Origin of the sequence: Rhizorhabdus antheiae, assembly GCF_049889055.1 — a bacterium.
In the GTDB taxonomy this organism is placed as follows: Bacteria; Pseudomonadota; Alphaproteobacteria; order Sphingomonadales; family Sphingomonadaceae; genus Rhizorhabdus.
The window spans coordinates 250299-267898 of sequence record NZ_JBLTWO010000002.1; the positions used below are offsets into that span (position 1 = coordinate 250299).

Consider the following 17600-nt stretch of genomic DNA (forward strand, 5'->3'; position numbering starts at 1 on the left):
CATCCGAAAGGGCTTGGCCTCATCCGTCGGCTGGCAGCACGTCCGGGCATGGGGGGCGTTTTCCAAGCGATAGCTTAACCACATTCGTGCCGATCGTTGTCGTTTTGGATAGATCGTTGCGTCTAAGCCTCTCCCAAGGAGCGGTACGTAACCGCTTTGCTACTCTTCAGTGAATGGAAGGACCCGAACCTGGGGGGGAGGGAGAGAAGAGTGGGGAATCGGTTGAGTTTAGTTTGCTAAAGCTTTGCCGGATATGTCGACAGCTTCCACAATGCTTCCACATCGACGAACGGGATATGACCGCCGTCCCGGCGGTGACGAGTGAATCTAATTAAATCAGACAGTTGATTGGCGCACCCGAAGGGATTCGAACCCCTGGCCTCTGCCTTCGGAGGGCAGCGCTCTATCCAGCTGAGCTACGGGTGCGTTGGGGGCCGCTTAGCAAAGCGATCGGGGCACCGCCAGAGCTAATTGGCGGGGACCCGTCGGGTCGGCCCTATTTCGGCGCGCCGCTGATCGGCTGGAACTTGCCCAGGCCGCAGGAGGCGCCGATCGGGATTGGCGGGGTGCGCAGCACGGTGATGATGTCGACCGAGCAGAGCTGCGGCAGCGAGGTCGCATAGCCGAAACGCTCCTCATAGCCGAGGCCCGAACAGGCATAGGGCAGCGTGTTGCGGTAGACCTTGCCGTTGTTCATGTAGAAGTCGATCGTCCGGTCGTCGCGGACCCGCGTGTTGCGGATGGAGCGGAGCGGGATGCAGTCCTCGACCTTGCCGTCGGGTTTGATCTTCGCTTCCTGCTCGGGCTTCAGCGGCCGGCTCTGCCCCGCAGAGCCGGCGGCGCAGAGAAGGACGACGGCAAGGGCCAGTGCACGCTTCGTTCGATCACGCATCGGAACATCCTTTCCCAGATCATCGATCTTTCGGACCATGATCATAAGACGTTATCGCCCGCGACGCGCCTTGAAAATGCGGGACCGCCCCTTGGTTCACGCCTTGGGCGGTGGAGGGGCCGGAGTCTTCGGCTTGAAGCGGCACAGATCTTCGACCGGGCAGCGCCAGCATTCGGGCTTGCGCGCCTTGCAGATATAGCGGCCGTGCAGGATCAGCCAGTGATGGGCGCCCTGGAGGAAGGGCTTGGGCGTGACCTTCTCCAGCTTGAGTTCGACCTGCAGGACATTCTTGCCGGGCGCGAGGCCGGTGCGGTTGGAGACGCGGAAGATATGCGTGTCGACAGCGATCGTCTCCGCGCCGAAAGCGGTGTTCATCACGACATTCGCGGTCTTGCGGCCAACGCCGGGCAAGGCCTCCAGCGCGTCGCGGTCCTGCGGCACCTCGCCGCCATGCTGGTCGACGAGGATGCGGGCGGCGGCGATGACGTTTTTCGCCTTGGTGTTGAACAGGCCGATCGTCTTGATGTGCTGCTTCAGCCCCTCTTCACCGAGTTCGAGCATCTGCTCGGGCGTGGTGACCCTGGCGAAGAGCGGGCCGGTCGCCTTGTTCACCCCGATATCGGTCGCCTGAGCCGACAGCGCGACCGCGACCAGCAGCGTGTAGGGATTGACATAGTTGAGCTCGGTCACCGGCGCGGGGTCATTCTCCGCCAGCCGCCGATAGAATTCGAAGACGTCGGCCTTCTTCACAGGCCCAGCACATCGTTCATCGAGTAGCGGCCCGGTGCCTGGCCGACCATCCACAGGCAGGCCTTTACTGCCCCGCGCGCGAAGATGGCACGGTTTTCAGCCCGATGGCCCAGTTCGATCCGCTCATTGTCGCTGGCGAGGACGACCATATGGTCCCCCGCGACCGAGCCGCCGCGCAGCGAGGCATAGCCGATCGTGCCTTCCTCGCGCGGGCGATGATTGCCATGGCCGATCCGGTCGAAGCGGTTGAGCGTCGCGCCATCGGACCCTCGCCCCGCCGCCGCCGACTCGCCGAGCAGAAGCGCCGTGCCCGAGGGGGCGTCGACCTTGTGGCGGTGGTGCATTTCGACGATCTCGATGTCCCAGTCGGCGCCGAGCCGCGCCGTCGCCTCGCGCACCAGATGCGCGAGCAGGTTCACGCCGAGCGAGGTGTTGGCCGATTGCAGCACGGCAAGGCCGCCGGCAGCCGCCTCGTCGATCAGCGCATGATGCTCGGGCTGGAGGCCGGTGGTGCCGATGACGATAGGAACGCGGGCCGCACGGGCGGCGGCGAGATGGCCGGCCAGCGCGACAGGGGCGGAGAAGTCGACCAGCACGTCGCACTGCGCGGCGAGCGCCGCCACGTCGCCATGGTCCCCGAACACCGCGCCGCCCAGGTCGACCCCGCCCGCGAGCGTGGCGCCCATGGTCGGGGCGGCAGCGGCGATCGCCTGGCCCATCCGTCCCTGTGCGCCCAAGATTCCGATTGCGGCCATGCCCTGTCCCTTTTCGATCCGCGCGCTTCATGGCGTCCGCCCGCGCGCGACGCAAGCGCCGGAACGAGGGGTGTGCAGGCGATAGCATCTGGCTTCGCTGCGCAGGACATGCTCAACTGCGCAGCGGGGGCGCTAGCGAGGACCCGATCATGACCGCGCAGGACTGGCAATTCTCTCTCGATTCCGCGCTGGCGACGCTGCCCGATGAGCAGGGGCGGCGTTTTACCTATCCGATCCGCAACGGCAGCATGCGCATCGGTGTCTATGCCCCCAAATTCGAGGATGATCAGGCGCCGCATGAGCAGGACGAGCTCTACATCGTCGCTTCGGGCTCGGGCTGGTTCGTGAAGAATGGCGAGCGGCGGCCGGTGAAGGCGCAGGACGCGATCTTCGTCGAGGCGCACGCCTTCCACCGCTTCGAGGATTTCAGCGAGGATTTCGTCACCTGGGTGATCTTCTGGGGACCCAAGGGCGGCGAATGAGAGCTGTATATGCGGCGAGTGCCGCGCTTTTGTTGGGGACGGCGGCTTATTCCCCGCTGGGCGGTGCGCCGGTGACCTCGGCTTTCGCGGGCATCCCCAATATCAGCTACGAATATTATGACATCGAAGGGCGGACGCCCGAGGAAATCTACCGCTCGATGCGCCGCCGGGCGCCGCAGACCGGCGACGCGGTGGCAAACACCGTCTGGCACATCCGCGTCGGCTGGCGCCAGACCCGGCGCGGCAACGACTGCATCGTCGCCGATCCGGTCACGCGGCTGTCGATAAAGGTCGTCCTGCCGCGCCTCGTGACGACCGAGGGCGTGACGGTCGAGGCTGCCTCCTTCTGGTACCGCACGATCAAGGGCCTCGAAGTCCACGAAGCCGGCCACGCCCGCATCGCCTTCGACCATCGCAACGACTTCGTCCAGGCCGCCGCCAAGGCGAGCTGTGGCAGCATCAAGGACGTCGCCAACCGGACCCAGAAGCGGATCGAAGCCCTGCAACAGGCCTATGACCGCCGCACGCGGCATGGGCTCGACCAGATTCCGGTTGGGGAGTGAGAGGTTGAGCTAATTTCATTATAAATCAGTATATTGTATATAGATTTTCAGGTGAAAAATTAGCAATCGTACGCAGGTTATGCTGATCGGCTTTGACCAAGGAATGTGCTTCGGATGGGGAAAATTGCAAATATCGTCCTATTGACGGGCGCTGGCATCTCCGCCGAGAGCGGTCTCAACACCTTCCGGGCCTCGGACGGCCTGTGGGAGAACCACCGCGTCGAGGACATATGCACGCCGGAGGCGCTCGCCGCCAATCGGCCCCTCGTGCTCGATTTCTATGATCAGCGGCGGGCGGCGTTGCGGGCGGTGGAGCCGAATGCGGCGCATCTTGCGCTGGCGCGGCTCGATCGGGCGTGGCGGGGGGAGTTGCTGATCGTCACGCAGAATGTCGATGATCTGCACGAGCGGGCCGGGGCGACCCGGCTGCTCCACATGCATGGCGAACTGATGTCGGCGCTGTGCGAGGCGTGCGGCGGGCGGGCGCGCTTCGGCGGGGCGATGCTCGACGGCACATTGTGCGGGCAGTGCGGCGCGCAGGACCAGTTGCGGCCCGACATCGTCTTCTTCGGGGAGATGCCCTACGACATGGAGCGGATCGAGGCGGCGCTGGCGGAGGCCGATCTGTTCGTGTCGATCGGCACCTCGGGCGCGGTCTATCCGGCGGCGGGCTTCGTCCAGATGGCGCGCCATGCGGGGATCGAGACGCTGGAGCTCAACCTGGAGCGGTCGGCGGGCAGCGGCTGGTTCGACGAGACCCGACTTGGCAAGGCGAGCCTGCTCGTTCCCGAATGGGTCGAGCAGCTGCTGGGCGGCTGAAACTCACCACGACAGCGGGTGGCTTGCGACGGCTGGTCGCCTATGTCAGGTTGTTCTTCCTATGTTCGGGAGAGGGGCCTTGGACGATTTCGATGACGAGGACGACGTCCGCGAGCCGTTGCCCGCAGATTATGGCCTTCCTGCCGATTACAGGCTGACGCCCGAGCGCCAGCGCTTCGTGGCGATCATGGGGAAGATTGCAGACACGCTCGGCTGGATCTTGATGATCGGTGTCTGGCTGCTTCTGTTGCTGATCGCGGCAGGTCTCACGGCGGCCTTCTTCCCCGGATTTGGCAGCGCGTCCGGCGTAGGGGTCGGCGTACTGGTCGTGGTCAGCTTCTTCGCTCTGATGATCATTGCCTTCGTTTGTGCTGACTTCATCGGCGGCATCATAGGCCGTCTGACCGGCCAGCGCGGGCGGCGGCGCGAGCAGGCCTATGAGCGCGACTGGGGCCATTGGGAGTATCGCTACCTAGAAACCGGCGTGGACTATTAGGAGCGCAAGCGGGACCGTGCGCTGGGCGAGGAGGTGGCGCGTTTCTTCGCGGATCGCGGTTGTGAAGTCGAGCGGGGCGAGAGCGAGGATCCTTCGGTCGTAGATCTGCTGGTGACGCGGGGTGACACCCGCCTGTTCGTACGGTGCGATGGCCATAAGCGGCGCGCCGTGACCAAGAAGTCCGCGCGCGACGTCGTTGAGCGAGCACGGGCGCTGGGGCGCAGGGCGGTGATCGTCATGCACTTCGTCCGAGGGGACGCCTGGCACGGCGAACAGGCGCGCGCTGCGGGGTTCGAGCCGGTGTGGAGCGCCAGTCTCGCCGACCATGCGCGGTCGGACGGGCTATCCGTGCCGATACGGCCGACTACCCGGCTCGAACGGCTATTGCGTCGCCGGCCGCCGATGGAGTGCATCATCGCCTGGGGCGATGGCGCGGGAAAATCGCCAAATGGGCCGCCCGCTCAGTCGACCCAGTCGAGCCCGATCTCGCGATAGAGGCCGCGATCGTCGCCCCATTTCTCGGCGACCTTGACGTGCAGGAACAGGTGGACCTTGCGCTCGAGCAGCTTTTCCAGCTCCTCGCGCGAGCGTGAGCCGATCTCCTTGAGCCGGGTGCCGCGCTTGCCGAGGATGATCGCCTTCTGGCTGTCGCGCGCGATCAGGATCTGCTGGTGGATCGCGATCGATCCGTCCTTGCGCTCCTCATATTTCTCGGTCTCGACCGCCGAGTCATAGGGAAGCTCGGCGTGCAGCTGGAGGTAGAGCTGCTCACGGGTCACTTCGGCCGCCAGCATGCGATCGGTCGCGTCGGACACCTGCTCCTCGGGGAAGTGCCAGGGGCCCTCGGGCACGCGGGCGGCGAGCGCCGCGCGGAGATCCTCGATGCCGTCTCCGGTCGCCGCGGACACCATGTAGATCGCCTCGGGCGCCAGCTTGTCCTGCAGTCGAACGGCGAGCTCGAGCAGGCTTTCCTTGGTGCAGATGTCGACCTTGTTGAGGATCACCAGCTTGGGCTCGCGGCGCTGCGCGAGTGTGTCGAGCAACTCGGTGATGCGGCGGGAAATGCCGGTCTTGGCGTCGATCACGAAGGCGATCAGGTCGGCGTCCTGCGCACCGCTCCAGGCGGCTGCGACCATCGCCCGGTCGAGACGGCGGCGCGGCGCGAAGATGCCGGGCGTGTCGACCAGCAGCATCTGGCTCTCGCCGGCGATGGCGACGCCGATCAGACGGGTGCGCGTCGTCTGCGCCTTGGGGCTGACGATCGCGACCTTCTGGCCGACAAGTGCATTGACGAGGGTGGACTTGCCCGCATTGGGGGCGCCGACGACGGCAACGAAGCCGCAGCGTTCGGTCATGACAATTTCTCCAGCAGCGCCTTGGCGGCGGCGGTTTCAGCTTCCTGTTTCGAACTGCCTTCGGCGCTGGCCTCGGCCTTGCCGGCGATCGAAACGGTGACGGTGAAGCGGGGCGCATGATGCGGCCCGCTCCGGTTGCCCATGGTATAGACGGGCGGCTTGCAGCGATGGGACGCGGCCCATTCCTGCAGCGCGGACTTGGGATGTTTGGGGGCCTGCGCCTGGCCGGTGACATGGCCGGACCAGGCCGATCGGACAAAGCGCTGGGCCGTGTCGAGTCCGGCTTCGAGATAGAGCGCGCCGATCAGCGCCTCGACGACGTCGCCGACGACATTGTCGCTCTGCGCCGCGCCGTCGTCGCGTGCCTGTTTGCCGAGCAGCATATGCGTGTTGACGCCGATCTCGCGCCCTACCTCGGCGCAGACCTCGCGGCTGACCAGCGTGTTGAAGCGCCGCGAGAGCTTGCCTTCCGGCTCGTCGCCGTAGAGCTCGTACAGCCAGGTCGCGGTGATCAGGCCCAGCACGCGGTCGCCCAGGAATTCGAGCCGCTCATAATGGACAGGCCCATAGCTGCCATGGGTCAGCGCGCGCCGGAACATCGCCAGGTCGCGGGGGACGTGGCCGAGAGCGCTTTCCACCCAGCGGCGAAGTTCGTCATCGTGCATCAGGCGCGCCTTAAGCCCTGATCGCATTTGGTGGAAGCGCTTTAGGTGAAGAGGCACAGCCCCAGCGCGTCGGGATCGCCTCGGTATTGCCTCGCATGTGCCGCCGGGGCACAATCGGGTTATGGGTGATGTCGTCAATCTCAACAAGCTTCGCAAAGCGAAAGCGCGGGTCGAGGCAAAGGTTCAGGCGGAGGCGAACCGTGCGAAATTCGGCCGGACGAAGGCTGAGCGCAAGCGTGACGAGAAAGAGCGCGCGATCCTGATGAGGAAGGTCGAGGGGGCGAAGCTGGACGACGACTGAGCCTTGGCTCAGCGCGTCATCGCCATCATCGAGATCAGGGCCGCGGCCATCCCGCCCCACAGCAGGACGGCCGTCCCGATGAACTTCGCCAGCGCACGATGGCGGGCGACCGGATCGGTGATGAACCCGTCAGCCGTCCGCTCGGCAAGCATCTGCTGCAGCGCATGGGCGGGAGAGGGGACATGTTCTGCGGTGGCGTCGGCCGAGAAGCGCACGACCTTGCCCTTCACGCGCCGCTCCTTGAAGGGAGCGGGATCCTGCACGGTCTTGCGGTTGAAATAGGCCATCTCGGTCTCCTGACCAGGGTAATCTGCCCCGGTCGGGGTTAACGCCGGGTAAAGATCAGCCGATCTGTTCCCACGCCTCGACGATGTCCTTGAGCAGCAGGCCGGCGCGCTCGACCGCCTCGGGATCGTGGCTGCGGCCGCCGAGCTGGACCAGCCGACGCGCTTCGCGATAGATGCGCGCCAGGTTGAGCGCGATCTCACCGCCGTTGCGGAAGTCGAGGCTGGTTTCGAGAGCGAGCAGGATATTCGACGCGCGGGCCTGCTTGTCGATGATCTTCGCGCGGTTGCCGACGCGCTGCGCCGCGACCATGATCTCGAGCGCCTTGGTCAGCTCCTCGAAGAGAATGCCGATCAATTGATGGGGCGTCGCCGCGAGTACGCGTGCTTCGATGTCGACGTTCTGATAGGCCATCTTTGCGCCGCCCGTGGCGCCGTAACCGTTACTCATATACATGCTTCAGCCCTCTTGATCGCGGGGTTTCCAGCTTAACTGCTGCTGTCGTTCGTCCACAGCTTGATCTGCTGCGTCAGATAGTTCTGGGTCGAGGTGAGGGCGAACAGCGACGACTGCATGCGCGTATATTGCGCGGTCAGCTGCGCCCGATAGGCAGTGTCCTTGGTGGTCAACTTCTCCTTGTCGTCGGCGATCGCTGCTTTCTCGCTTTCAAGCCGGCTCTGTGACGCCGTCAGCTGTCCCGACGAGGCAGTAAGCTCGGTCTTGATCGCGTCGAGCGCGCCCTGCAGCCCGCTGTCGATCGTGATCGTCGCGGTGCTGACCGATCCGAGAATGTCGAAAGACAGACCATAGGCTGCCGAGGTGAAGGAGGCCTGGACCCCGGTGGCACCGAGCGGCAGGGTGAAGCCCCCGTTGAGCGTGGCCGAGGCCGCCGAGGAACTCGTGCCCGGGCTTGCGTTCGTCACGGTGTACACGCCGCCCTTGGTCTTGCCGACGGCGCTGGTGATCTGGATCAGCGGATTGTCGCTGCGCTGGCTGGGGTTGAACATTGCTTCGACTGCGGACGGATTGCTCGACATGATCGAAGCCAGCCGGCCGGTGTCGAGGGTGAGGCTGCCGTCGCGATTGGTCGACACGCCGATTTCGGCGAGGGTCGTCGGGCTGCCGTCGGTGGCGTAGGTCAGTCGGGTCGAGGTGAGCGAGCTCAGCCGCTGGACGAGCGACCGGATGCCGGTGTCGCTACGCAGCGATCCGTCGGTCCCGGTCATCGTGCGCAAGGTGGTGCGCATCTCGTTGAACGCATCGACAAAGTCTGTGACGGCCTGCTTGATCGCATCGACCGGTTGGGTCGATCCGATCGTGATGGTGGTTCCGGGCGACGCCGACATAAGGTCGAGCTTCACGCCCTCGATCACGTCGGTGATCGAGTTCGTCGCCTTGCTGACCGCGACGCCGTCGACGATCAGTTCGGCATTTTGTGCAGCCTGCTGCAGAGTCAGCCCGGTGATGGCATCGGGATCATAGGTGGCTGGATCATAAGCGAAGCGATCGAGTTCACCCGCCGTTCCGCTCGTCATCTTGAGCGAGAAGGCATTGGCCGAACCGGTCGCACCCTTGACGACGAGGCGCGCGCCGCTTGCATCGGTGACGATGCTGGCCGAAACACCCAGCCCACTGTCCTTGATCGCCTTGGCAAGCCCGGCGAGCGTGTTGTTGGTCGAATCGATCGTGATCGTCTTGGTCTGGCTGCCGACCTTGAGCTCGAGCGTGCCGGTGCCGACCGCGCTCGATGCCCCGGTCAGCGGGGCTGCCGTCATGGTCTGCGCCATGGCGAGTTTTTCGACCCGCACCGAAGCCGACAGACCGTTGAGCCGTGCGCCAGCCTGCGCCGACGCCTGAAGTACCGATGTGTTCGAGCTGGTCGGCTGGGTGTAGAGCGTACCGCCGGATATCAGCGTCGAAAGCGAAGTGGAAAAGGCGTTGATCGAGCTGATCGCGCTGGCGAGGTCGGAGATCTTGGCGGTGTTGGCGGTTTCCCGCGCGGTCAAAATCTTCTGCTTGTCCGAGATCGCCGCCGTGGCCAGCTGATCCACCAGCGACGCGGTGTCGATGCTGGACGCGCCCAGCGAGGTAAGGATCGTTGAACCGACCGAGCTAACCATTTCTCTTCACCACCTCGCTATGGGCTGTAACGACCTGTCGGGTGGAGGTTTTAGCGGCTCAATCCCTTTAATTTTCCTAACGGGCGCTAACCATGTCCCGGCGTTGAGCTTATGCGGGGTCAGCCGATCTTGCGGCCTTCCTCGTCGAACCGGGCGCCCGCGGGCACGTCGACATCGGGCTGGACGATGCCTTCTGCCATCGCCCGGTCGAGGTTGAAGACGAAGGCGAGAATGGCGGCAACCGCGATGAACAAGTCTTCCCGGATCATCTGACCCGATCGGCTCGTATAATAGATGGCACGCGCCAGTTGCGGATAGGACAGCAGCGGCACGGCATTCTCGGTCGCGAGCTCCCTGATTGCCTGTGCGGTCGCGCCGCGTCCCCGCGCGAGAACGACGGGGGCTGCATCGAAACCGGGCCGATAACGCAGCGCAACCGCGAAATGGGTCGGATTGGTCAGGACGACGGTGGAATCGATGACCGCCTTGCGCGCCGATCCCTTGGCAGCCTGCATCTGCTTCGACCGGATCGCGGCTTTCATCTCGGGCGAGCCTTCGGCCTGCTTGCCCTCCTCCTTGATCTCCTGCTTCGACATGCGCAGCCGCTTGGCGCGCTGGAAGATCTGCGCAGGAATGTCTGCGCCGGCGACGATTGCCAGGGCCATCGTCATCACCAGCACCGCGAAGGTGAAAGATGAGCCAAGTTCGTCGAGCGCGGTTCGCAGATCCTGCCGACCGAGCGTCACGATGCTCGCGATCTGGTCCATCAGCAGCCAATAGCCGACCGCGCCGAGGACAAGGATCTTGAGCAGGGCCTTGCCCAGCTCGATGAGGCCCTGCGTGCCGAACATCCGCTTCAGGCCGGCGGCGGGGTTGAGCTTGTTCGCCTTGAACCCGAGCGCCGACCAGCGAAAGCCGAGCGATCCCAGGAGCGCAGGTGCGGCGATAGCAGCGGCGAGGGTGAGGCCGAGCAGGACCACCAGCGGCAGCGCCACCGTCACGACGAGCGACAAGAAGGCCGAGAGCGGGTCGAAGCGTTCGAGCGAGCCGGCGTCGAAGGACAGGCCATTGGCGAGCATTTGCCTCAGCGACCCGATCGTCCAGGGACCCGCCATGGCGATCCATGCCGCCCCGACGATCATCACCAGCGCAGTACCCAGTTCGCGGGATTGGAGGACGTCGCCCTTTTCTTCCGCGTCCTTCTGCCGCTTGGCTGTCGGGGCTTCTGTCTTTTCGTCGTCCTCGGGACCGTCGGCCATCGCCTATTTCCCTGCCGCGAGCATGCGCGCCTCGGCCAGACCACGCTGGAGCGAGGAGGCGATACCGTCGGCCATGACCGGCGAGGCGATGGCGATCAGGACTATCCCGGCCATCAGCGTCGCGGGGAGACCTACCGCAAAGATGTTCATCTGCGGTGCCGAGCGCGCGAGCATCGCCATGACCAGCTGGACGAGAATGATCGCGAAACCGACGGGCAGGGCGATCGCAAGCCCCGCCGAAAACAGCTCTCCGCCGAACAGCACGAGGCCCTGTATGCTGCTGCCGCTAAGGCCGCCCTGGCCAGGCGGCAGCGCCTGGTAGCTCTCGACGATGATCGCCGCGAGCTGAAGGTGGCCGCCGGTCGCGAGGAACAGGAACATCGCCAGCAGCGAGAGAAATTGCGACACGGCCGGCGAGGTGGCGCCCGTCGCCGGATCCATCATTGCCGCGAAGCCGAGGCCCATGGCGTTGCTGACGACTTCACCCGCCAGCAGCGCGGTCGAGAAGCCGATCTGCACAGCAAAACCAAGAGCGAGTCCGATCAGCGCCTCGCCCGCAACGAGGAACACGCCGTCGATGCTCACGATCCCGCCGAGGGGCATGACGAAGGGCGTGTTCGCGAAGGCGGGTATGCCGAGCGCAAGCGCGACGACCGCGCGGACCTGTACCGGCACCTGCGGCGCGCCGAAGACCGGGGCGGCGATGAAGGCTGCGCCCGGCCTTATCATCGCGATCATCCACAGCCACAGCTGGGTTTCGACCCCGGCCAGGCCCTGGGGTATCACCGCAGCATGTCCGGTATGCGGGCGAACAGCTCGCGGGTGAAATCGGCGAGCAGCATCAGCATGGCTCCGCCGAAGATGGCGAGGGCCGCCCCGACGACGATCAGCTTGGGGACGAAGCTGAGCGTCTGCTCGTTGATCGAGGTCGCGGCCTGGATCATGCCGAGGATGATGCCAACGATCAGCGCGGGGATCAGGACGGGGGTCGAGATCAGCGCGAGCACCCACATCGCCTGCTGCGCGACGCCGATGAAATATTCGGGTGAGGCGGCGCTATCCATCGCGCTGCGCCATTTGGAAGGTTGCCGTCGTCATGTTGCGAAACTCGCCGCGAGCGAGCCCATGGTCAGTGCCCATCCATCAACAAGAACGAACAGTAATAGCTTGAAAGGCATGGAAATAATGGCCGGCGATAGCATCATCATACCGAGCGACATCAGCGTCGACGCGACCACCAGATCGATGATCAGGAAAGGCAGGAAGATCAGGAAGCCGATCTGGAAGGCCGTCTTCAGCTCGCTCGTGACGAAGGCCGGCAGCAGGATCGAGAAGGGAATGTCGGCGGGGCGGGCGAAGCGCGGGGCCTTGGCGAGATCGGCGAAGAGCTTGAGGTCGGTCTGGCGGGTCTGCAGGACCATGAAGCGATGGAGGACCGATCCGCTGCGCGTGATGGCATCCTCGATCGTAATCTGTCCGGCGCCATAGGGCTTGAAGGCGGTGGCGTTCATCTGGTCGATCGACGGCTTCATGATGAACAGCGACAGAAACAGCGCCAGCCCGACCAGCACCTGATTTGGCGGAGTCTGTTGCAGACCCAGCGCCTGGCGCAGCAGCGAGAGCACGATGATGATGCGGGTGAAGCTGGTCATCATCAGCACCAGCGACGGCAGCACCGTCAGCAGGCTCATCAGGACCAGGATCTGAAGCGACAGCGACAATGGCCGGCCGTCGCTTGCGATCGTCGTCATCGCCCGGTCGAGCGCCCCGCTCTGCGCCGGGCCAGCGGTCGATGCCCAGGCCGGATCGCCCAGCAGGATGCCTGCGCCGACGGTCGCGGCGACGAGCAGAATCGTTCTGATGGTAAAAAGGCCCCCGGCTTTCATGGACGGGTTTCAGCACTTGGCGGCGGTAACATCAAGGGGCCTCCCATGTCGGCGGTCACAGGAAGCTATAGGGGTCGACGTCGACCGCCACGCGGACGCCACGCGGCCATTCGAGGCTACCCAGCCAGTCGCGGATGACCTGCTGCACGTCCAGCGTCCGGCGCGCATGGACGAGCAGGCGCTGCCTGTGGCGCCCGCGCAGCATCGCCAGCGGGGCGGGGGCGGGGCCATAGACCTGCATGCCCTCCACGGCCGGCGAGGTGCGGCCGATCAGCCGCGCGGTGGTGACGGCCTCGTCGAGCTTCTCCGATGAGATGATGATCGCGGCATAGCGGCCGAAGGGCGGAGCATTGGCCATCCGGCGCGCCTCCGTCTCTGCGTCGTAGAAGCTCTGGGGGTCGCCCGACAGCAGCGCCTGGATGACGGGCGCCTTGGGCGAGTGGGTCTGGATATACACATGGCCCGGCTTCTCGCCGCGCCCCGCGCGCCCGGAGACCTGCGCGATCTGCTGGAAGCTGCGCTCGGCCGCGCGCAGGTCGCCACCCGACAGGCCCAGATCGGCATCGATCACGCCGACGAGGGTCAGCTCGGGGAAATGATAGCCTTTGGTGACCAACTGGGTGCCGACGACGACGTCGATCTCGCCGGCCTCCATCCGCTCGACGAACTCGGCCGCCTTGGCGGGGGTCGAGAGCGTGTCCGAGGTGGCGATGGCGATGCGCGCTTCGGGGAAGAGCATCTTCACCTCGTCGGCGATGCGCTCGACGCCGGGACCGCAGGCGACCAGGCTGTCCTCGTCCTTGCACTCGGGACATGCCGCTGGAGGCGCCATGACATGGCCGCAATGGTGGCATTGCAATCGACCGAGCAGGCGATGCTCGACCATCCAGGCGGTGCAATTGGGGCATTGGAAGCGGTGGCCGCAGGTGCGGCACAGCGTCAGCGGCGCATAGCCCCGCCGGTTAAGGAAGAGCAGGCTCTGCTCCTTGCGTTCGAGCCGATCCGACAGGGCGCGCACCAGCGACGGCGCGATCCAGCGGCCGCGCGGCGGCGGATCGCTGAGCAGGTCGATCGCCTCGATTGTCGGCAGCTCTGCCACGCCGTGGCGCGAGGTCAGCTTGAGCTCGGTGTAGCGCCCGATCGCGGCCTGCTGCCGCGTCTCGATCGCCGGTGTCGCCGAGGCCAGCACGATCGGGATCGCCTCCAGCTTGGCGCGCATCACCGCGACGTCGCGCGCATGGTAGAGGACGCCGTCTTCCTGCTTGAAGCTGGTTTCATGCGCTTCGTCGACGACGATCAGACCGAGATTGCGATAGGGCAGAAACAAGGCCGAGCGGGCGCCGACGACGACGCGCGCCTCGCCGCGCGATATGGCGCGCCACGCACGGCGCCGCTGCGACTGGCGGAGTTCGCTATGCCAGGCGACCGGCAGATGGCCGAAACGCGCCTCGAACCGCTTGAGGAAGGGCTCGGTCAGCGCGATCTCGGGCAGCAGGACCAGCGTCTGCCGGTCCTGGCGCAGCGCGGCGGCGATTGCTTCGAAATAGACCTCGGTCTTGCCCGAGCCGGTAATGCCGTCGAGCAGGAAGGGGTGGAAGTCCTCCGTGATCACGGCGTCGGACAGCGTACCCGCCGCCAGCTGCTGTTCGTCGGACAGATTCGGCGGAGCGTGGTCCGGGTCGGGTACGGGCCAGGGCGTATCGATCGATACCTCGACCGCCTCGATCGCGCCGGTCTTGACGAGGCCGCGTATCACCGCATCAGACACATCGGCGATGGTGGCCAGTTCGCGGATCAGCCCCTGCCGCTGACCGATGCGGTCGAGCGCCTGTTCGCGCTGCGGCGTCATCCGGTCGGGCCGCTCGCCGGTCGCGCGATATTCGGTGATCGTCCGAGCCCCGTCGAGCGCGCTGGACGACGGCAGCGCCATGCGCAGCACCGCGCCGGGCGGCGCCAGATAATAGTCCGACGTCCACTCGATCAGCCGGCGCAGCGGTGCTGCGATCGGCGGTACGTCATAGACGCCGAGCAGCGGTCGCAGGCGATTGTCGCCGACCTGGTCGTGCGAGGGCAGGCTTTCCTCTTCCCACACGACCCCGACCAGCTGGCGCGGGCCGAGCGGCGCCAGCACGATGCTGCCCGGTTCGACCACATGTTCGCGGTCCGCGCGATAATCGAGCGGGCCGAGGGCGGGGTTGAGCAGGAGGACATGGGCACGGGCCATGTCCGCGTGGATAGGGAGGTGTTGCGGGCCCTGCAATGGGAAGCCGGAACGGTGGGAAGAGCTAGGCGGCGGCGGGGCGCATCGCTATAGGCGTCGGCAACATCCGCCTATCCAAAGGGATCCCGTTTCATGAAGTTCTTCATCGATACCGCCGACACCGCCGACATCGCCGAAATGGCCGCCACCGGACTGCTCGATGGCGTCACCACCAACCCCTCGCTGATCGCCAAGTCGGGCAAGCAGTTCGTCGACGTCATCGCCGAGATCTGCAAGATCGTCGACGGTCCGGTGTCGGCCGAGGTCGTCGCGCTCGACCATGCGACGATGATGAAGGAAGCCGAGGTCCTGCGGAAGATCGCCGACAATGTCTGCATCAAGGTGCCGCTGACGATGGACGGCCTGAAGACCTGCAAGGCGCTCTCCGACGACGGCACGATGGTCAACGTCACGCTCTGCTTCTCGGCTAATCAGGCGCTGCTGGCGGGCAAAGCCGGCGCGGCGTTCATCTCGCCTTTCGTCGGACGCCATGACGATATCGGTTTCGACGGCATGCAGCTGATCGCAGACATCCGCCAGATCTATGACAATTACGACTTCGGGACCGAGATCCTCGTCGCCAGCGTCCGCCATCCGGTGCATGTGCTCGAGGCTGCCAAGATCGGCGCCGATGTGATGACCGCGCCGGCCTCGGTCATCCGCGCGCTGTTCAACCACCCGCTGACCGAAAAGGGCATTCAGGGCTTCATGGCCGACTGGGCCAAAACCGGACAGAGCATCCTCTGATCCCTCTGCTCCTCCTGCTGGCGGACGCGCCGGCGGCGATGCCGCTCGACAAGGCCATCGCCGCCGCGACCGACTGCCAGCGCGGCAAGAGTGGAGAGATAGTGGTCTGTCGGCGCGGGCAGGGGAGCGAACGCTACCGCATTCCCGAGAGCTTGCGCGATCCTGGCTTCGATTTTTCCGACATGGGGGTCGAAGGGGTGTCGCGCGAACGGCATCGCCTGCTGGACTCGGGGGCGAGCGGCATAGGCTCCTGTTCGGCCTCGGGCGCAGGAGGAGCGAGTGGCTGCCTGGCTCAGAAATTCCGGCAGTGGGAGCAGCAGAAGGCCGGCCATTGATCGGCTGTTTCAGTCAAGTTTCCCTTACGGACATGGGAATCAGCGCCATCGCCATTGTGCGTTAACCATTGTCGGTTAGACTGCCGGCATGGGAAGCGTGATCGACTTCGAAGTCGGCGCTATGGCGTCGCTAAAGAGGCGGGTTGCCGAGGTCGAAGAGGCCAATCAGGACCTCATCGCCTTCGCTCGCGGCCATTCGGGCGCGGTCTCCTCGATCCACGCAGCCGTGCTGGCGGCGACCGAGGCGGAGAGCCTCGATCACCTGATCCACATCGTGACGCAGATGTGGCCCGATATATTGGGCCTCGATGCCGTTTCGATGGCTCTGTTCGTCGACGAGGGCGGTCTTCGGGCGGATGCCTCGGGCGTCCAGTTCGTAGAACGGCGGCTGGTCGAACGCTCGATTGAAGGCGTCGATGCGGTCGTGATGCGCGGGGTCGATCGAGGCCATCCGCTGTTCGGACCGGCTTCCGAACTCATTCGTGCCGAAGCGTTGATCAGGCTGCCTGGCGACGGGCCTTCGCCGGGCGGCATTCTCATGCTCGGACAGCGACGGCCTATGGGGTTCGATAACCGGGCCGGTTCCGAACTGCTGAGTTTCCTCGGGGCGATGCTGTCCCGTCTCGTCCTGCGCTGGCTGCTTCCCTGACGCCGGAGCCGGGCCTATGCTCGGCGCCATGCAGACGCTTCACCTGGACGATCATCCCGCGCGGCTTCTGGCTGCGCAATGGGGCGAGCATCTGCTGCGCGACCGGCGGCGCTCGGCGCATACGGTGCGCGCCTATGTCGCGACCGCGCATCGTCTGGTCGGCTTCCTTGGGCAGCATCTGGGGCGACCGGTCGATACCGCCGCGCTCACCGCGATCGAGCGGGGCGACCTGCGCGCCTTTCTGGCCGAACGCCGATCCGGTGGGCTCGCCAATATCTCGGCCGCGCGCGAGCTTTCGGCCGTCCGCGCGTTCCTGACATATGCGGGCGAGGCATCGGGTGTGCCGAAGCGGGTGAACATCCGCGGCCCGAGGACGAAGAAGGGGCTGCCCCGGCCGGTCGCGCCGGGCGATGTGCAGGATATCGTCGACGATGCCGCCGAGTCCGCCAGCGCGCCGTGGATCTCTGCGCGTGATCAGGCCGTGCTGCTGCTTCTCTACGGCGCGGGCCTGCGCATCGGCGAGGCAGTGGGTTTGACCGGTGCGATCCTGCCGCTCGGCGAGACGATGCAGGTCACCGGCAAGCGCGGCAAGACGCGCGTAGTGCCGATGCTGCCGCCGGTTCGGGAGGCGGTGGAGCTTTATGTTAGGCTCTGCCCCTACGGCACATCACGCGACGAGCCGCTGTTCAGAGGCGCGCGGGGCGGGGCGCTCGCGCCCGAACTGATCCGGAAGGCCGTGCGCGCGGCGCGGGTGCGGCTGGGTCTCGATGACCGCACGACGCCCCATGCGTTGCGGCACAGCTTTGCGACCCATCTCCTCGGGCGCGGTGCCGATCTCCGCTCGCTTCAGGAACTGCTCGGCCATGCCAGCCTGTCGTCGACGCAGGTCTACACCGGCGTCGATACCGCGCATCTGATGGACGTCTATCGCAACGCCCATCCCCGCGCCTGACCCCGGCAGGCAGCGGGGAAGGCTGTCGT

The 17600-nt window shown here is 65.6% G+C and carries 23 protein-coding genes and 1 tRNA gene; 10 read left to right on the top strand and 14 right to left on the bottom strand.

Going from position 1 to position 17600, the window contains the following annotated elements:
- Window positions 1-349 precede the first annotated feature (349 nt).
- The 4 genes from ACNI3R_RS05615 to dapB form a co-directional block, all read right to left on the bottom strand.
- Window positions 350-426, bottom strand: a tRNA-Arg gene (locus ACNI3R_RS05615).
- A gap of 70 nt (window positions 427-496) precedes the next feature.
- The gene (locus ACNI3R_RS05620) at window positions 497-892 is read right to left on the bottom strand and encodes a hypothetical protein (RefSeq protein ID WP_426180661.1); all 396 of its coding nucleotides are present in this window, start codon (window positions 890-892) and stop codon (window positions 497-499) included.
- A gap of 96 nt (window positions 893-988) precedes the next feature.
- Window positions 989-1642 (bottom strand): endonuclease III, encoded by a 654-nt coding sequence (gene nth, locus ACNI3R_RS05625; RefSeq protein ID WP_426180663.1) that lies wholly within the window; start codon window positions 1640-1642, stop codon window positions 989-991.
- Window positions 1639-2397 (bottom strand): 4-hydroxy-tetrahydrodipicolinate reductase, encoded by a 759-nt coding sequence (dapB, locus tag ACNI3R_RS05630; protein ID WP_426180665.1) that lies wholly within the window; start codon window positions 2395-2397, stop codon window positions 1639-1641. The genes nth and dapB overlap by 4 nt, the downstream gene beginning before the upstream one ends.
- 149 nt (window positions 2398-2546) lie before the next feature.
- Here dapB and ACNI3R_RS05635 point away from each other — a divergent pair, with 149 nt between their 5' ends.
- The 5 genes from ACNI3R_RS05635 (at window position 2547) to ACNI3R_RS05655 (ending at window position 5252) form a co-directional block, all read left to right on the top strand.
- Window positions 2547-2879 carry a cupin domain-containing protein gene (locus tag ACNI3R_RS05635; RefSeq protein ID WP_426180667.1) on the top strand — a complete coding sequence of 111 codons (333 nt, stop codon included), beginning with the start codon at window positions 2547-2549 and terminating at the stop codon, window positions 2877-2879.
- On the top strand, window positions 2876-3442 hold the full coding sequence (locus tag ACNI3R_RS05640) for a DUF922 domain-containing protein (protein WP_426180669.1): 567 nt from the start codon (window positions 2876-2878) through the stop codon (window positions 3440-3442). The genes ACNI3R_RS05635 and ACNI3R_RS05640 overlap by 4 nt, the downstream gene beginning before the upstream one ends.
- 114 nt (window positions 3443-3556) lie before the next feature.
- Window positions 3557-4261 (top strand): NAD-dependent deacylase, encoded by a 705-nt coding sequence (locus tag ACNI3R_RS05645; RefSeq protein ID WP_426180670.1) that lies wholly within the window; start codon window positions 3557-3559, stop codon window positions 4259-4261.
- Window positions 4262-4340: 79 nt separating this feature from the next.
- Window positions 4341-4757 carry a hypothetical protein gene (locus ACNI3R_RS05650; protein WP_426180671.1) on the top strand — a complete coding sequence of 139 codons (417 nt, stop codon included), beginning with the start codon at window positions 4341-4343 and terminating at the stop codon, window positions 4755-4757.
- Window positions 4758-4790: 33 nt separating this feature from the next.
- A complete protein-coding gene (locus ACNI3R_RS05655; RefSeq protein WP_426180673.1) occupies window positions 4791-5252 on the top strand; it encodes a hypothetical protein in 462 nt (153 codons plus the stop codon).
- Here the strand turns inward: ACNI3R_RS05655 and era are convergent.
- Both era and rnc read right to left on the bottom strand, forming a co-directional pair.
- On the bottom strand, window positions 5219-6112 hold the full coding sequence (gene era, locus ACNI3R_RS05660; protein ID WP_426180674.1) for a GTPase Era: 894 nt from the start codon (window positions 6110-6112) through the stop codon (window positions 5219-5221). The genes ACNI3R_RS05655 and era overlap by 34 nt on opposite strands.
- Window positions 6109-6777 (bottom strand): ribonuclease III, encoded by a 669-nt coding sequence (rnc, locus tag ACNI3R_RS05665; protein ID WP_426180675.1) that lies wholly within the window; start codon window positions 6775-6777, stop codon window positions 6109-6111. The genes era and rnc overlap by 4 nt, the downstream gene beginning before the upstream one ends.
- Before the next feature lie 121 nt (window positions 6778-6898).
- Here rnc and ACNI3R_RS05670 point away from each other — a divergent pair, with 121 nt between their 5' ends.
- Entirely contained in the window at window positions 6899-7078 is a 180-nt protein-coding gene (locus tag ACNI3R_RS05670) for a DUF4169 family protein (RefSeq protein WP_426180677.1), read from the top strand.
- Between the two features lie 8 nt (window positions 7079-7086).
- On the opposite strand, the gene ACNI3R_RS05675 is transcribed toward ACNI3R_RS05670, so the two are convergent.
- The 8 genes from ACNI3R_RS05675 to ACNI3R_RS05710 all read right to left on the bottom strand — a co-directional run bounded on the left by ACNI3R_RS05675 (window position 7087) and on the right by ACNI3R_RS05710 (window position 14852).
- Window positions 7087-7365 carry a hypothetical protein gene (locus ACNI3R_RS05675; RefSeq protein WP_426180679.1) on the bottom strand — a complete coding sequence of 93 codons (279 nt, stop codon included), beginning with the start codon at window positions 7363-7365 and terminating at the stop codon, window positions 7087-7089.
- Between the two features lie 55 nt (window positions 7366-7420).
- Window positions 7421-7813 (bottom strand): flagellar export chaperone FliS, encoded by a 393-nt coding sequence (locus ACNI3R_RS05680; protein WP_426180681.1) that lies wholly within the window; start codon window positions 7811-7813, stop codon window positions 7421-7423.
- A 38-nt stretch (window positions 7814-7851) separates the two neighbouring features.
- Window positions 7852-9483: a flagellar filament capping protein FliD gene (fliD, locus tag ACNI3R_RS05685; RefSeq protein ID WP_426180682.1), complete on the bottom strand. Its 1632-nt coding sequence runs from the start codon at window positions 9481-9483 to the stop codon at window positions 7852-7854.
- A 119-nt stretch (window positions 9484-9602) separates the two neighbouring features.
- Entirely contained in the window at window positions 9603-10742 is a 1140-nt protein-coding gene (gene flhB / locus ACNI3R_RS05690) for a flagellar type III secretion system protein FlhB (RefSeq protein WP_426180683.1), read from the bottom strand.
- Between the two features lie 3 nt (window positions 10743-10745).
- Entirely contained in the window at window positions 10746-11528 is a 783-nt protein-coding gene (gene fliR / locus ACNI3R_RS05695; RefSeq protein ID WP_426180684.1) for a flagellar biosynthetic protein FliR, read from the bottom strand.
- Complete coding sequence (fliQ, locus tag ACNI3R_RS05700; protein ID WP_426180685.1) at window positions 11525-11806, bottom strand: flagellar biosynthesis protein FliQ; 282 nt, start codon at window positions 11804-11806, stop codon at window positions 11525-11527. The genes fliR and fliQ overlap by 4 nt, the downstream gene beginning before the upstream one ends.
- Window positions 11807-11836: 30 nt before the next feature.
- Window positions 11837-12628, bottom strand: a complete 792-nt coding sequence (fliP, locus tag ACNI3R_RS05705) for a flagellar type III secretion system pore protein FliP (protein WP_426180687.1) — start codon at window positions 12626-12628, stop codon at window positions 11837-11839.
- Window positions 12629-12683: 55 nt separating this feature from the next.
- Window positions 12684-14852 (bottom strand): primosomal protein N', encoded by a 2169-nt coding sequence (locus ACNI3R_RS05710; protein ID WP_426180689.1) that lies wholly within the window; start codon window positions 14850-14852, stop codon window positions 12684-12686.
- Window positions 14853-14981: 129 nt separating this feature from the next.
- Here ACNI3R_RS05710 and fsa point away from each other — a divergent pair, with 129 nt between their 5' ends.
- The 4 genes from fsa (at window position 14982) to ACNI3R_RS05730 (ending at window position 17571) form a co-directional block, all read left to right on the top strand.
- Window positions 14982-15635, top strand: coding sequence for a fructose-6-phosphate aldolase (gene fsa / locus ACNI3R_RS05715; RefSeq protein WP_426180690.1), 654 nt, complete (start codon window positions 14982-14984; stop codon window positions 15633-15635).
- 38 nt (window positions 15636-15673) lie between these two features.
- Window positions 15674-15970: a hypothetical protein gene (locus tag ACNI3R_RS05720; protein WP_426180692.1), complete on the top strand. Its 297-nt coding sequence runs from the start codon at window positions 15674-15676 to the stop codon at window positions 15968-15970.
- A gap of 88 nt (window positions 15971-16058) precedes the next feature.
- The gene (locus ACNI3R_RS05725; protein ID WP_426180694.1) at window positions 16059-16619 is read left to right on the top strand and encodes a DUF484 family protein; all 561 of its coding nucleotides are present in this window, start codon (window positions 16059-16061) and stop codon (window positions 16617-16619) included.
- A gap of 28 nt (window positions 16620-16647) precedes the next feature.
- Window positions 16648-17571 (top strand): tyrosine recombinase XerC, encoded by a 924-nt coding sequence (locus ACNI3R_RS05730; protein ID WP_426180696.1) that lies wholly within the window; start codon window positions 16648-16650, stop codon window positions 17569-17571.
- Window positions 17572-17600: the final 29 nt, after the last annotated feature.